Origin of the sequence: Streptococcus australis (genome assembly GCF_019930045.1) — a bacterium.
Lineage (GTDB): Bacteria > Bacillota > Bacilli > Lactobacillales > Streptococcaceae > Streptococcus > Streptococcus australis_D.
Genome location: NZ_JAHZQQ010000047.1, coordinates 1 through 14,699 on the forward strand (window position 1 = coordinate 1; position 14,699 = coordinate 14,699).

The 14,699-nt window shown below is 40.7% G+C and carries 16 protein-coding genes and 1 pseudogene; 13 read left to right on the forward strand and 4 right to left on the reverse strand.

Translation table 11 applies throughout. The features are described 5' to 3' along the window. The first annotated feature begins 288 nt into the window (after positions 1 to 288). The 12 genes and pseudogenes from K1J10_RS08520 to K1J10_RS08575 all read left to right on the forward strand — a co-directional run bounded on the left by K1J10_RS08520 (position 289) and on the right by K1J10_RS08575 (position 10,401). Positions 289 to 987, forward strand: coding sequence for an Ltp family lipoprotein (locus tag K1J10_RS08520; protein ID WP_223356798.1), 699 nt, complete (start codon positions 289 to 291; stop codon positions 985 to 987). Between the two features lie 201 nt (positions 988 to 1,188). Beyond that, complete coding sequence (locus tag K1J10_RS08525) at positions 1,189 to 2,076, forward strand: DUF4300 family protein (protein WP_223356800.1); 888 nt, start codon at positions 1,189 to 1,191, stop codon at positions 2,074 to 2,076. Positions 2,077 to 2,079: 3 nt separating this feature from the next. After that, positions 2,080 to 2,493 (forward strand): hypothetical protein, encoded by a 414-nt coding sequence (locus K1J10_RS08530; protein ID WP_223356803.1) that lies wholly within the window; start codon positions 2,080 to 2,082, stop codon positions 2,491 to 2,493. Between the two features lie 66 nt (positions 2,494 to 2,559). Further along, a complete protein-coding gene (locus K1J10_RS08535; protein ID WP_223356805.1) occupies positions 2,560 to 3,411 on the forward strand; it encodes a CbrC family protein in 852 nt (283 codons plus the stop codon). 60 nt (positions 3,412 to 3,471) lie between these two features. After that, complete coding sequence (locus K1J10_RS08540) at positions 3,472 to 4,227, forward strand: CPBP family intramembrane glutamic endopeptidase (RefSeq protein WP_223356808.1); 756 nt, start codon at positions 3,472 to 3,474, stop codon at positions 4,225 to 4,227. Further along, positions 4,224 to 4,973, forward strand: coding sequence for a CPBP family glutamic-type intramembrane protease (locus tag K1J10_RS08545; RefSeq protein WP_223356818.1), 750 nt, complete (start codon positions 4,224 to 4,226; stop codon positions 4,971 to 4,973). Before K1J10_RS08540 ends, K1J10_RS08545 begins: the two co-directional genes overlap by 4 nt. 184 nt (positions 4,974 to 5,157) lie before the next feature. Continuing rightward, positions 5,158 to 5,829, forward strand: coding sequence for an ankyrin repeat domain-containing protein (locus K1J10_RS08550; RefSeq protein ID WP_223356819.1), 672 nt, complete (start codon positions 5,158 to 5,160; stop codon positions 5,827 to 5,829). A gap of 187 nt (positions 5,830 to 6,016) precedes the next feature. Beyond that, entirely contained in the window at positions 6,017 to 7,525 is a 1,509-nt protein-coding gene (glpK, locus tag K1J10_RS08555; protein WP_223356821.1) for a glycerol kinase GlpK, read from the forward strand. Positions 7,526 to 7,940: 415 nt separating this feature from the next. Continuing rightward, positions 7,941 to 8,141 (forward strand): annotated as a pseudogene (locus tag K1J10_RS08560) (SDR family oxidoreductase); the annotation flags it as partial. A gap of 176 nt (positions 8,142 to 8,317) precedes the next feature. Continuing rightward, positions 8,318 to 8,920 carry a hypothetical protein gene (locus tag K1J10_RS08565; protein WP_223356822.1) on the forward strand — a complete coding sequence of 201 codons (603 nt, stop codon included), beginning with the start codon at positions 8,318 to 8,320 and terminating at the stop codon, positions 8,918 to 8,920. A gap of 109 nt (positions 8,921 to 9,029) precedes the next feature. Beyond that, positions 9,030 to 9,665, forward strand: a complete 636-nt coding sequence (locus tag K1J10_RS08570) for a copper homeostasis protein CutC (RefSeq protein ID WP_223356824.1) — start codon at positions 9,030 to 9,032, stop codon at positions 9,663 to 9,665. Positions 9,666 to 9,741: 76 nt separating this feature from the next. After that, entirely contained in the window at positions 9,742 to 10,401 is a 660-nt protein-coding gene (locus K1J10_RS08575; RefSeq protein WP_223356826.1) for an MmcQ/YjbR family DNA-binding protein, read from the forward strand. Between the two features lie 92 nt (positions 10,402 to 10,493). Here the strand turns inward: K1J10_RS08575 and K1J10_RS08580 are convergent, their stop codons facing one another. The 4 genes from K1J10_RS08580 to K1J10_RS08595 all read right to left on the reverse strand — a co-directional run bounded on the left by K1J10_RS08580 (position 10,494) and on the right by K1J10_RS08595 (position 13,746). Then, a complete protein-coding gene (locus K1J10_RS08580) occupies positions 10,494 to 11,156 on the reverse strand; it encodes a hypothetical protein (protein ID WP_223356828.1) in 663 nt (220 codons plus the stop codon). A gap of 139 nt (positions 11,157 to 11,295) precedes the next feature. Continuing rightward, a complete protein-coding gene (locus tag K1J10_RS08585; RefSeq protein ID WP_223356830.1) occupies positions 11,296 to 12,564 on the reverse strand; it encodes an aminotransferase-like domain-containing protein in 1,269 nt (422 codons plus the stop codon). Between the two features lie 88 nt (positions 12,565 to 12,652). Then, complete coding sequence (trhA, locus tag K1J10_RS08590) at positions 12,653 to 13,300, reverse strand: PAQR family membrane homeostasis protein TrhA (RefSeq protein ID WP_048788819.1); 648 nt, start codon at positions 13,298 to 13,300, stop codon at positions 12,653 to 12,655. Positions 13,301 to 13,302: 2 nt separating this feature from the next. Further along, positions 13,303 to 13,746: a DUF1836 domain-containing protein gene (locus tag K1J10_RS08595; RefSeq protein WP_223356833.1), complete on the reverse strand. Its 444-nt coding sequence runs from the start codon at positions 13,744 to 13,746 to the stop codon at positions 13,303 to 13,305. A 95-nt stretch (positions 13,747 to 13,841) separates the two neighbouring features. On the opposite strand from K1J10_RS08595, the gene yaaA reads away from it, so the two are divergent. Then, positions 13,842 to 14,570: a peroxide stress protein YaaA gene (yaaA, locus tag K1J10_RS08600; protein ID WP_223356831.1), complete on the forward strand. Its 729-nt coding sequence runs from the start codon at positions 13,842 to 13,844 to the stop codon at positions 14,568 to 14,570. Positions 14,571 to 14,699: the final 129 nt, after the last annotated feature.

Sequence of the window (14,699 nt, forward strand, 5' to 3'; positions counted from 1 at the left end):
TTTATGCTGTTTTTCGCAATTCTAGTATATCAGATGAACGTGTCTTTTGTGTTGCACTTCATTTTACAACAGGGCAAAATTAAATAATCTTTTATAATACTTTGTTATTTTTTATCTCACAAATGAACGAGTGATTGCAGTTGAAATGCAGTCACTTTTTTATTTACTAGCATAGAGACTTTTACACTAGTAAATAAAAATGAACAATATTTCATGATATAATACTAATGAAAACAGTTCCAGAGGGATGAAAATTTCATTGGAGAAAAACAAGTAAAGGTAGTCATGATGAAAAGGTTTTTGATATTAATTTTTACAATTTTTGGATTGATGGTAGGATGGATAGCTTTTATGGTATATAGTTATGAAAGAAGTTATAATAAATGGAAAAATTCATATTCAGAATCAATAGAAACTGACTCTGAAGAAAAATACTCTACTTCAAGTTCTAGTACCAAGTATTATGATTATGAAAAATACTCTACTTCAAGTTCTAGTACGACTTCAAGTTCTAGTACAAAGTATTATGATTATAAAAAACCAAATGAATATACAAGTGCATATGCAAAAGCTATCTCTTTGTCAGAAGAATCTCATTTATCGAAACAGAAAATTGAACAACATCTAACAAGATCTGAAGGGTATTCAGAGGATGCTTCCCAGTACGCTATAAATAAGCTTGATATTGACTGGAAAGAGCAAGCTGTTTTAAAAGCAAAATCACTTCAAATGTTTCATTTTTCAAAAGAAATGTTAGTTTGGCAACTTATAAATGTTGAACTATTTACTCAAGAAGAGGCTGACTATGCTATAGAACAAGTTAATTTCGATTGGAAAGAGGAAGCTGTGAAAAAAGTGGAAGCTATTGCAAACCCTGGAAACATGTCGAAAGAAGAGTTATTAGAATTACTTGTCAAAAAAAGAAAATTTACTCAAGAAGAAGCTGAGTACGCAATAGAACATGCTCAAGTAGATTGGTTGAATTAAACAATAATTTAAATTTTGATTTTTATAACATATTGAAGAGCTGGATAGTTTGCCAGCTCTTTTTTGATGCTTGTAAACTTTTCTCATTTCGTAAAAAATAGTTGGAGCTAACCTAGTTTTAAACTATAATAGAGGAGAAGGATTATCGAAATGAAAAATTTATAGAACAAACATTTTAATCAATAGAGAAGGAACCATTTTATGAAACCATCTAAAAAAATCATGCTCCTTACTAGCTGTGCCTTGGCGCTCTTTGCTTTAGCGACTTGTGGTAGCAACCTAAAGCAATCCAAGGAAAAGCAGGAAAGCTCCACTGTCCAGCAGTCCCATTCAGACAAGGAGCGCTACAAGGGAAGCTACAGCAACCTCAACAGCAAGGCAAGTGTCGAAGAAGTGCGGACTCTTTTGTCTGCTTATTTGGATCAGGAAAGTGTAGACAAATTTCTGGGACTCGTGACTGACTACAACGATATTGTTGGCTCGGTCGGCTTGACGGGTGACTTCAGCACCTTCAAGAAAAAAGACTACAATGTTGAGAAGATCAGTGACTTGTGGACCAAGAAAAAGGGCGATTTCGTCGGGACAAACTGCCGGATCAATAGCTATACTCTTCTGAAGAATCGCATCGAGATTCCTAAGATGAAAGCGGATAGTGAACTTTTATTCGTGGACAATGATGCCATTGACAAAGGGAAGATCTTCGATGAGGCAGACAAGGAAGCCTTTAAGATTCTGTATTCACGGGTTCCGACTGAGGCGACAACAGATGTCAAGGTCCATGCCAAGAAGATGGAAGAGTATTTTTCTAATTTCAAATTCAATGAAAATGCCCGCATGCTTTCTGTCATCGTTCATGATAACCTAGATGGCAATACCCTTTTTGTCGGTCACGTCGGTGTCTTGGTTCCTGCCAAGGACGGCTATCTCTTTGTTGAAAAGCTAACCTTTGAAGAGCCCTATCAAGCGATCAAGTTTGCGACTAAGGAAGATGTCTACAAATACTTGGAGACCAAATACCAAGACTACACAGGCGAAGGTCTGGCTAAGCCCTTTATCATGGATAATGAAAAATGGGTTGAGATGAAGTAGAGGATGAAGGACAGCGTGTTAGAATTTAGAAAGATAATGGACTATGCTCCGATTCTATATGTGCTAATTTTCTTGCTCTTTTTCACTGTTCTCCTTTTCCTGAGAAGAAGGGCAATCGTGAAACGTAGTGGTGGTCCCTTCTTTGCACCCTTCCATATTAACCGTGGCATTTTCTACATTCATTTGCCTTTGTGTTTCAGTCGGCGAATGCTTCCACTGAAAGAGATCAAGCAAATCACGTATGCAATTTTTCGTGGACGATCTGGTGGTGGGAGTCGCTATGCTTTCTATATCGAACTTAGAACTGGTAAGACTATTCCCTTCTTTTTTGGAAAAAGCAAGCGCAATGAAGAGCTAGTTGAGAAACTCAAGCGAAATGCTGGCAGGTATGGGTTTAAAGTACATGATCCAGGTTAGAATACAATCATCTCTAGAAATAGAATCTACGATTTGATTCCTTAAAAATTGAAAGTGAATAGTCCTATGAACGATTCGATGAAAGAATATATCCATCTTAAAAAGCAGTTACAAGAACAAGAGAAGGATTCATCCAGCGTGCTGGCTCTCTATGAATTTGCGGATCGGCTAGCTTTACTGGAAACTTTAGAAGCTAAGCAGGTCTTGGTGGATGTTTACCAAGAGTTGGGCTTGTATGCTAGTGCCTTTGCTCTCTTCTCAGAGATAGTAGACAAGTCTGATCGCAAGCAAGTTAAGAAATTCTTTATCTTAGAAAAGATGAGTCTGAGCCATGGCGATCGCTTTGCGCTCCCGCGTCCCTTGACTGAAAAAGAAAAAGAGGCTCATAAGGAGAAGGTTAGAGACTTGCCAACCTTCCGTTATCATCCGGACCCACTAGCGACGGGTGCCTTTAAGGAAGGGGAGCCCAAGACCTGTCCTTCATGTGGGGAAGACCACACCATCTATTATGCGTTGAGACCCTATTGTGTGGAGGAGCTAAGCCATCTCTGTCCGACTTGTATCTCTACTGGTCGTGCTGCCCAGAAGTTTGAAGCAGAGTTTATCCAAGATGCTGATTGGCAAGGGGTCATGGATAAGGAAAAAGACCAGGTCCTATTCTGTCAAACACCAGGCTATAGTAGTTGGCAGGGCGAATATTGGCTCTCCTGTTGCCGAGACTACTGTGCTTATCTGGGGACAGTTGGCACTCGTGAACTGGAAGAAATGGGCATTGCTGAGCAAGTCTTAGCAGAATACGAAGCACGTAATGAATTTCAGGATGTAGCTGAATACTTAGTCAAGGATGGTTCTATGTGTGGCTATCTCTTTCGATGTCTACACTGTGAACAATACCATCTTTGGGTCGATGCGGATTAGGGGATGCTCCAAATCTAATAGAGTCATGAACTAGATGAAAGAATAGAAAAGGAATCACGAATGAATAGAAAGCAAGCCCTATCCATGTATTTGATAGGGACCTTCGGTCAAGTATTAGGAGTTAGCCTTCTGGTGTGGTTTTTAAGAGCAGGAGGAGTCAAGGTTGATTTTACATCATCATTTGGGATCATCGCTATTATTGTAGGTGGCTTGTCATCAGCTTTGTGGGGTAGTCTTGCCAGTATTGGCTACCATCAATCTAGTTTCAAACAAGTTCTAAAAGATTTTTTTCAAGTCAAAGATAGTTTAGCTAATTATTGTTTGGTGCTCGTTTTCTTGCTACTCGACTTTTTCCCCTTTATCTTAGGTGGTAAGATTATCACTCAATCGTTGGTCTTGCCAGTGGTGCTCTTTTTCAAGGCCCTTCTTTTTGGTGGGATTGAAGAAATTGGCTGGCGTTATTTCTTTCAACCAACTTTGCAGGAAAAAATACCTTATCTTTCAGCTACTTTGATCACCTTTTTAGCCTGGTCTAGTTGGCATCTACTATACTTTTATATTGATGGTTCTTTAGCTGTCATTCAATTGTTTCCGTTTCTAGTAGGTCTGCTAACTAACTGCTTTATCTTAACCGCCTTGTATCATAAAACGCAAAATTTATGGTTCTGTGTCATGACTCATGCCTGTATTAATTCCTTGTCTCAGATTCTAGTGAATGAAGAGGTATGGCTATCTATCGTCAGTAAAATTCTCATTATTAGTTTAGCAATCATGATTGCAAGAAAGAAGTATATAACTGTAAAGGAGGAAAAATGAGTAAATTTATTTCAAAACAATCAGTCGCTATCTGGTATGCACTGACTGCCCTCCTTGCTACATTTCTAGTAGGGCAAGTTATCCTTTGGTTTTTCCCAGATAGGAGTAGTATGGGGGCCTCACTACTGTTTATCCTAATGAACTTGATTCCCATGATTACTGCGGCTGTCTTTTCTCTTGTGTTGAGTGAAGTCAACTCCTTGGGTGAATTTTTCAAAAAGGTTTTTCTTCAAAAAGAAAGTTCCCTATCCTGGATCCTAGCTTTCTTCATCCCCGTCATCTATTATGGGATTTCCATCCTGCTTATAAATGTTCGCTTTACTGGGAACTCCCTCTTGGCCTTCTTCCTATATTTCCCCTGGACCTTTTTATATGGAGGTCTGGAAGAAGTCGGTTGGCGTTGGTTTTTACAAGATCATCTTTCCTTTAGTAAGCACTTTATACCTAAAATGATGGTTCTCTCCATTGTCTGGTTCCTCTGGCATATCCCTATTTATCAACTCCCTTGGATTACCGCAGGTTCATCCAACTATCTCATCTTTTACCTGATGATTTTAGGGAATACCTTCCTATTTGGAGCGCTCAAGGAGTATTCAAAAGGAGCTGTCCCTTGTATCCTCGCTCATGTGCTGATCGATAGTCTGGCTGTCCTTATGCTGGTTCAAAGTTCTCTTCCTCAGATCATCCTTCTAGTTATTTTCGAAATCCTAGTAGCCTCTTGGCTAGTGGCTATACGAAAATCATAGAAATAGAGTTGTACCTCTCATCTAATTTCGGTGGGAGGTTTTCTTTTTATCAGGTGACAAAAAACTGGTTAGCTATTTACACGTTCCAACATATAGGACTTCATAGAGAAGTCTGTAAAATGATATAATTAGTTTAACGAAGAACTCAGAGTTAGGATTATCTATGATTCAAGGGGGAAAGACCATGCAAAAAACCTTTCAGTTGTTGCGAAGAGGAGATCTAGAGGGAGTCCGTCAGATATTGGATAAAAAGCCTGAAGAAGTCAATGCTGTTTCGGGTGACAAACCTAAAAGAGATCAGGGACAGTCGCTCCTTCAAGTCGCTATCAAATCGGGACATTTAGATATTGCAGACTTACTCATTGATAGAGGGGCAGATCTTAACTTTATCGAAGAGCCGACAGAGCTGAATCCATTTTGTCAACCAGTCCTCCAAACAGCGGGTGGACGAGCTGTATTTGACTGCCGGCGCATGATCAAACGCTGGAATGGCCAATATGAGATGTATTCGTCTAAAGAAAAGGCGGACCAGTCTTTCAAGGTTTTTGAGAAAATGTTGGAACTTGGGGCTGATATCTCTCAGAAGGACAGCCATGGTGGGACTTTGTTGCAAACTATTTTAATTGAAACCAAGGAAGTTCTGCCATCTTATTATTGGAAAACAAAAGAAACAAGTGATAATGTCCTCATAACGGATGAATTACGTCATGATTTAAATCGTATTTATGATCTATTAATTCGTTACGGTGTGACTGCGGACGAAATAGCGGTCTATCAGAAGATTCCTCTCAAAGAACTTTACCAAGACAGTCCGACCATGGAGTTCTTAAATCGGTTAGATCAGAGCAAATCTTGATAAGCATTTGAACTACTAGTTAAAAGAGCCTCGGGGCTCTTTTAATTTGTTCTGATAAGGTTAGAAGAAGTAGGAAAATGTTAAACCATAATTTATTAAATAAATGGATACAAATCCTAGATGAAATAGAGTATACTAGTTTATGAAAGAACAAGATTTTTAAGTACCTAATTCAGGAGGGCAGTTTATGTCTCAAGAAACTTACATCATGGCGATTGATCAGGGAACTACTAGTTCGCGAGCTATCATTTTTAACAAAAACGGCGAGCAGGTTTGCTCTAGTCAAAAGGAATTCACTCAGATTTTTCCGCAGGCTGGTTGGGTGGAGCACAATGCCAATGAAATTTGGAACTCGGTGCAGTCGGTGATTGCTGAGGTCTTTATCGAAAGTGGCATTAAGCCGAATCAAATAGAGGCGATCGGAATTACCAATCAACGGGAGACGACTGTTGTTTGGGATAAAAACACAGGCCTTCCTATTTACAATGCTATTGTCTGGCAATCTCGTCAAACTGCTCCACTAGCTGAAGAGCTCAAAAACAAAGGCTATGTAGAAACCTTCCACCAAAAGACAGGTTTGGTTATTGACGCCTACTTTTCAGCGACTAAAGTCCGTTGGATCTTGGACCATGTAGAAGGTGCACAAGAAAGAGCTGAAAAAGGTGAATTGCTATTTGGAACCATTGATACTTGGCTGGTTTGGAAGTTGACGGATGGAACTGCCCACGTGACAGACTATTCCAATGCTGCGCGGACCATGCTTTACAATATCAAGGAACTGAAATGGGACGATGAAATCTTAGAAATCCTCAACATTCCTAAAGCCATGCTTCCTGAAGTGCGTTCAAACTCTGAAATTTATGGCAAGACAGCACCTTTCCATTTTTACGGTGGACAAGTGCCGATTGCGGGGATGGCAGGAGACCAGCAAGCTGCTCTCTTTGGCCAATTGGCCTTTGAACCTGGTATGGTCAAAAATACTTATGGAACTGGATCTTTTATCATCATGAATACGGGTGAGGAGATGCAGTTATCAGAAAATAACCTGCTGACGACGATTGGTTATGGGATCAATGGCAAGGTTTACTATGCCCTTGAAGGATCTATCTTTATCGCTGGAAGTGCTATTCAATGGCTACGAGATGGCCTTCGTATGATCGATAATTCACCTGCATCTGAAGCCTATGCATTGAAATCTCAGAATGACGATGAAATCTATGTGGTCCCTGCCTTTACTGGTCTTGGAGCACCATATTGGAACCAAGAGGCGCGTGGTTCTGTCTTTGGGCTTACCAGAGGAACGACCAAGGAAGACTTTATCAAGGCAACCCTCCAATCCATTGCCTATCAAGTACGCGATATCATCGACACCATGCAGGTAGATGCCAAAACTCCTATCCCTGTTCTAAAAGTAGACGGAGGAGCAGCGAAAAATGATTATTTAATGCAGTTTCAGGCAGATATTCTTGGGATTGCGATTGCCCGTGCGAAAAACTTGGAAACAACGGCCCTAGGAGCAGCCTTCCTAGCAGGTCTGACAGTTGGCTATTGGAAGGATTTGGAAGAATTAAAATCTCTTCATGGATCAGCCCAAATCTTTGAACCAAAAATGGATGAAGCTCGCAAAGAGGACTTGTACAAGGGCTGGAAGAAAGCAGTCAAAGCTACTCAAGTATTTGCGGAATCTGATGACTAAAGGGACCAATCAAACGAAAAGTTTATGAGAAGCCTTCGCAAGAAGGCTTTTTAGTTTTCGTAGATGTATGTAAGAAGAAGGAGGTTACATAAGTGTAGTACAGGGTTGATTACTGTGGAAAACAAAAACAACTTTCCGAATAAGGAAAGCTGTTTGATAGTGAGGTCTTGGTTTAAAGAATAAAACAAGCTATAAGAAATGTAAAAAGCGATAAAGAAAATAATGATGGCAATAATGTATTGAACCGGCTTAGGTAGGTTATTCAATTTATCCATGAATTCTTTCATTGTTTGATCTCCTTATTGTTTGATTCTCTTATGATTAGTGTAGCATGAAATAAGGCCCAAAACAATAGGCAATATGGGTGTTTTTGTTAAGAAAATACTCCTAGTTATTCACCAGTCATCTTATTTAATTTAAAATCGCTCATGAAGTTGGTAAGAACGCTGGTAAAGATGACGAATGGGGTATGCAAACTTTCGCTAAAGATATTACCCTCAAACGTTTGTCAGAACCTGAAGATGTAGCAGATGCGGTTAGCTTCCTTGCAGGTCCTGATTCAAACTACATCACAGGACAAACCATCATCGTGGATGGTGGGATGCAATTCCATTAAGATAAAACCAGAGGTTGGGACCTTGTCCAGCCTCTTTTCTTATGTGCACCTTATTCCTCTCGTTCGCTTTTTTTGAAAAATTAGGGTAGAATAGAAGTCATATTTTGAAAAAGAATTGATCAAAAGTGATAGAGATGAACTCTCTTCCATCCATCAAAACGAAAAGAGGTGACCATATGTGGAAATGGATCAAACGACTCATCGGACTGACCTTCCTCCTAGTGATTGTCTTAGCAATTCTCTTGATACCGGCAAAAGTTTCGACTCAAGAACAATTTAAAAATGTGACAGTGAATACTTCGCTGGTAGATCTAGCCCAAGAAGGTCTTTCTACAGCAGACTTAACAACATCTGGCCTCCAAACAGAGCTTCAGCTAAATTCTCCTCAATTGCGCCAAGTTATTAAGGGAATGCTTGGAGAAGTTTCAGATGAAACTCTCCTCAATACAGCAGTTGCTATGAATGGAGACTATATCAATGTTCAGGTCCCGATTGAACTAGGACCGGTGGAAACCATGGTGAGCATGGACTTTTCAGCGAGTGTGACGGATCAACAATTGACCTTAAACTTAGAACGGGCCCGTCTTGGCCATCTCCCAATTCCACGTGCCTTGGTCGCTTCTAAGATTGCTGAAAAAGTTAACCAAGAGGGAACCGGAGCTACCATGACAGGAAATCAAATCCAATTGACCTTGCCGACAAGTGGCTATCAAATCCATTCTGCTAAGGTTGAAAAAGGGAACATGGTATTACAAATTATCGTTCCCATTTCCTATTAAGCATCAACCATTGGTTTCTGATGAGGCCGATGGTTTTTCTGATTGACAAAGCCCAGAAAAAAGAGTAAGGTAGAACGAGAAAACGATTTCAGATGCAGGGAGATTTAAAATGCCACTATATGAATTTTGTGCAGAAAACATAACTCTTTTAGAAAAAGCTTTTCAAGCAGGAGCGCGACGAGTAGAACTATGTGATAACTTAGCGGTAGGAGGTACGACTCCTAGCTATGCTGTGATCAAAGAGGCTGTAAAGCTTGCTAAAGAGTATCAGGCCAAGGTTATCGTCATGATTCGTCCACGAGGTGGAGATTTTGTATACTCTGATCAAGAGCTAGCCATCATGTTAGAAGATTGGAAAGTTGCTCGTGATTTGGGTGTTGATGGCTTGGCGGTAGGTGTCTTGACTGCTGACAATCAGCTGGATAAAGACGCCATGCTTCGTTTCATCCAAGCTAGCCAAGGGTTTGAATTGACCATACATATGGCATTTGATCAGATTCCTCTAGAAGATCAAGCGTCGACGATTGAGTGGATGAAGAAGGAGGGTGTGACCCGACTATTAACAAGAGCCGGCAGTCCAGAAACAGACTTAGAACAACGGTTGGAACGCTACGAAGAGTATGCTCAGTTAGCGGATGGTCAGGTAGAAATCTTGGCAGGTGGCGGTGTCTCCTTGGAGAATCGTCAGCTTTTCCTTGACGTTCCAGGAGTGGATCAGGTCCATGGGACCCGCGTTGTCTTTTAAATCTATGTGAGTTGAGGACCATTCTCAACTCATTTTTTGCTCCTTTTTGGTATACTGGAGAAGAAGGAGTAGACCAGTGTTTTTACCGGATTATTTTGAGAAATATAGTATAAATAAAGAAAAAGCCCTGGCTTATGGGTTTTCAAAGCAGGAAGAGTCCTATCACTATGAGCAACTAATCCTCGATGGAGACTTCAAGCTCTATGTGACTGTCCAAGGTAAGGAAGTGGATTTTTGGTTAGTGGATCAAGAAACAGGTGACGACTATGTGCAACTCCATATGGACCAGATGGTCGGTCAATATGTGGGTCAAGTCAGAGAAGCCTGTCAGCAAGCCTTGGAAGATATCAGAAAGTCTTGTTTTGCTGTCAAAGATTTTATGTATCCACAGACCAAGCGCTTGGTGGATTGGATCAGCCAGCAGTATGATCGTCCCCTTGAATATCTCTGGGATCGCTCACCGGACTCTGGCGTCTTTCGTCATCAAAAGGATCTCAAATGGTTTGGCGTTCTCATGAAGATTGACTGGTCCAAGCTAGATGCGAGACAGGAAGGGAAGGTTGAGGTCTTAAATCTTAAACTGGACCATGTCAGCCAACTCTTAGAAGAGTCTCCATTCTATCCGGCCTACCATATGAACAAGAAATACTGGATTAGTATTCCCTTGGATGAACGAGTAGAGGATGATTATCTTTTCGAGCTTGTGGCCAAGAGTTGGGACTTGACCAAGAAGTAGGGTTTAACCCAATTAATTTGTGAAAGTGAATAAAACATAAAAAAGAATGTTGAAGGGTCAACATTCTTTTTTTATTAGAGAAGTTCCTGTCCTTATTGCTCTTTGGTCAATGAGAAGTGGAAATCTCTGTAATTGCTATAGTCAAATTCTGTATTGATATCTGTTGTGAAGGCTATCGGAGTATAATGACCTTCCTCAAGGATAAATCCTGGTTTGAAGCGGAAATTTGCTACTCCTAAACCAGTAATACCAGGAAGAAGAGCATCTGCGCCATTAAGACCTTCTGACTCCCAGTAATAGACATTACCAGATGCTTGAATAGCTCTTGCAGTATAGGTGGCTGTGCGGGTTGGTTCACTATCATTTTTAAAGCTAACGACAGTTGTAATATCACCATTGGATTCAATAGTCATTTTGATGCTATCCGCCTGAGGGCTAGATCCTACCCAAGTGCCGACAAGTCCTGCAGGAACAACTGCTTGATCAGTTGAGGATGTATTTTCTGCCTTGTTCGGTTCAGTTGAAGCTGGTGGGTTACTTGCCTGACTTGAAGATTCAGTTCCTACTTTTGCTTGAGAAGAAGAAGCTGTAGCTTTTTTATTCAAGCTAGCTTTTGGTTTTTTCTCAACTTTTGAGCTAGAAGCTTTTTCGGATGAGGAAGTTGTTTTATCTTTTGAGCCACACCCTCCCAAAGCAAGTCCAAGTGATGCAGCCACAAGAGAGGCTGCAGTCCAACGAATCAAAGATCGTTTCATAATATCACCTCTTTATCTTTCTGACTTAGATTATACTCCTATTGTTACAGATGTCAAGTGTTATTTGTAATAATTGTAATTTTTTTGTAACATAGTTTTATATATAAAATAAATCAAGAAATAGAAAGGATAGGATGAATCATAGATAAGCGATAATTTGGGGTAAAACCTCTTCCAATTTGTCCTGATTGATACGGGCAAAGGCATAGGGACAGCTTTTAATATAGGCAGATTCGAAGAAGTGGAGAGGGAGACCGCTATGTTTCAGTCGAGCGACCGAAGGGACCTGTCTTAAATCTAGTAAGACTCCTCCAATGACCGGCCATACGGGAACGGACAGGGAATGTTGCTGGAGTAGGGAAGCGGCTTGCTCTTTTTGGATGACTTGTTGTTGATGTAGGAGGCCTTTATTTTTGGCAAACATGCCATTGTCAATATAGAGGCTCAAGGCCTTCTGCATGACCAAGTTACTTTCGTAGTCGAGTGTCCCCTTAAGTTTTAAGACAGGGGAAAGAAGCGCTTGGGGCAGGACCATAGAAGTGATGCGGAGGGCAGAAAAGAGGCTGGTAGAAAAGGACTTGATGTAGATAACTCGGTCGGATGCATCCAGATAATGAAAGCTAGGAGAAAAATGTGGATCATAATCCCCCAAGTAATCGTCCTCGACAATATAGACATCATAGAGGTCTGCTAAGGCCAATATTTGTTCCTTCTCTTGTTTGCTATAACTATGTCCCAGCGGGTAATGGTAGCGTGGAATGGTATAGAAAAATTTGATCTTGCCACTTTTGAAAATAGCTTCCAGTTGCTCAAAGTCAATTCCTTGAGGCAAGCGATTGATGCTTTGATAAGGTAAGTCTTGCTCCTGAATTAATTTATTGATGCGGTAATAGGTTGGTTGCTCTACTAGGATTTCTTCTTTTTGGTTTGGGAAGGCGACCTGGCTTAGGAGGTAGAGGGCTTGCTGGGTTCCTGAGGTGATAACGATTTGTTGCTCCTGGGTATATATGGCATCTTCTCGAAGAAGGGAGGCAATAGACTGACGGAGATCAACTAGACCTTCCTGCTTTTCATAGTAGTTGAAGAGGTAATTATCACGACCGACAAGGGTTTCGTTGATACAAGTCCGAAAGTCTTCAAAGGCCTGGAAGCGATCTTCCTTGAGTCGGAGAGGTAGGTCTGTGTGCTTTCCAGTTTCTTCCTCCAGGACATAATAGCCGCTTTGGGGCTTGGCATAGATGTAGTTCTTGTAGCTGAGCTCGAGCAGAGCCCGTTGGACGGTGTCCTTGCTACAGGCATACTGACTGGCTAGTTGGCGAACGGAAGGCAGGCGGTCTCCAGTTTTTAGGATCCCCTGGTCAATCTGGTTTTTCAATGTTGTAAAAATCTTTTGGTATTTGGTTGTCATAACTGTCCCCGTACAATTTTTCTTTATTGTAGTCAATTGGGTGTAAAAAAGCAACTAAAAAGTGACTCCCTATAAGAGAGTCACTGTCTTACATGACATACACAATCGCGATATATTGAAGAGCAGAAGCAGCGAGGATGAAGAGATGCCAAATCATGTGGAAATAAGGTTTCTTTTTGGCGTAAAATCCAGCTCCAACTGTGTAACATAGGCCACCCATCAGCATCAAACCCCAGAAGGTTGGACTTGTCTGGCTGATGATCTGTGGGATAATGAAAATCACCAACCATCCCATAATCAAATAGAGGGCTAAGCTGAATTTTTCATTTACCTTCTTAGCAAAAATTTTGTAGAGTATCCCAAAGATGGTCGTCCCCCATTGAATCAGGATAATGGCATAGCCGAACCAGTTGTTCATGAGAGAAAGGACGACGGGTGTGTAGCTACCTGCTATGGCAATGTAAATCATGGAGTGATCGATGATTCGAAGGACATACTTCTGAGGTGAGTCATAGGCCATGGCATGGTAGATAGTCGATGAGAGAAACATGAGAAAGAGACTGATGACAAAAATCGAAGTCCCGACAGCTGCTAAAGTCCCATGTGTTTCATAACTATAAATAGCAGAAGTTGGAAGGAGAAAGAGCATCAAAACAGCCCCGACTGCATGGGTGACACTATTAGCGATTTCTTCTCCAAAGGATAATCGTTTACTTAATTTACTAGCATAATTCACTTTTATATTTCCTCCTCAGAATGAACATGGATATAGGATAGGGTTTCTTGGTAGAGTATCACGGTACGACAGGCAGATCCGATAATTGGAGCTAAAGGTTCTTTCTCTTCATGGAGAAAGTCCACAAAACTATTATAGAGGTCAGCGGAGCTGGCTTGACTCTGCAAGAGGTTCAAGGTAGCCGCGATCTCTTGAATCGAAAAAACCGTCTTTAAGGTCGTAATAGCAATGAGACGGGCAACCTGCTGTCGCTTATATTTCTTCTTATCTGGTTTTGGCAGGTAGCCGTGTTTAACGTAATTATTGACCATGGAAGCCGTCAAGCCCTTGTCTGTTTCTGAGATAAAAGGCGCACAAACCTTATTGACATAGAGGAGGACTTGGTCCAAATAAAGATCAATATCAGGAATTTCTTCCCACTTGGGATAACTGTAGTTGAATAAAATAGTTATTACCTCTTTGTTATATAGTTTTAATAACTAGATGATAACATGATGGTAATTTTATGTCAAGCGAAAATGAAATATGGTACAATAATTCTATGAAACTATTAATTCCAACTGCAAAAGAAATGAATCTGGATACCCCAGAAAAAACGGCTCATCCTGTATCAAATGAGACACAAGCGGTCATCGATACCTTAGCTGCATTATCTCTAGAAGAGTTAGCCTCGCTTTATAAGATTTCTGAAGACCGAGCAAGTGAAGAAGAGCAACGGATCCAAGCGCTCAAGTCTGGTACAGCTAAGACCTATCCAGCTTTGAATCTCTTCGACGGCCTCATGTATCGGAATATCCGCCGTACGGACTGGACAGAAGCAGAAGCTGCTTATGTGCAAGACCATCTTTTCATCACCTCAGCTCTTTATGGGGTGATTCCGGCCCTTACTCCGATTGCTCCCCATCGTTTGGACTTTCTCATGAAGCTTAAGGTCCAGGGGAAATCCTTAAAGACTTTTTGGAAGGCTGTCTATGATCAAGCTCTTCAGGAGGAAGAACTGATTATTTCTTTGCTTTCCAGTGAGTTTGAAACCGTCTTTTCTAAGGAGATTCAAGATCGCATGGTGACCTTTAAATTTCTAGAAGAGAAAAATGGTCAGTTGAAGGTGCATTCGACCATATCTAAGAAAGCGCGTGGGGCTTTTGTGACAGCCTTGTTGGAGAAGCAGATTACAAGGGTCGAAGACATGAAACAGTTAAGCTTTACTAGCTTTGCTTACCAGGATGATTTATCGACTGACAAACAATTAGTCTTTGTGAAATATGAGTAAAATCGAAGGTACTAGTCATTGTTGGCTAGTACCTTAAAATGTATACAAACTATTTTTTATATGATAAATTGTAAAATATAGTGCAACAAAAAAACTCATAGCGTTTCATTGGGGTAAACTGTAAGTATT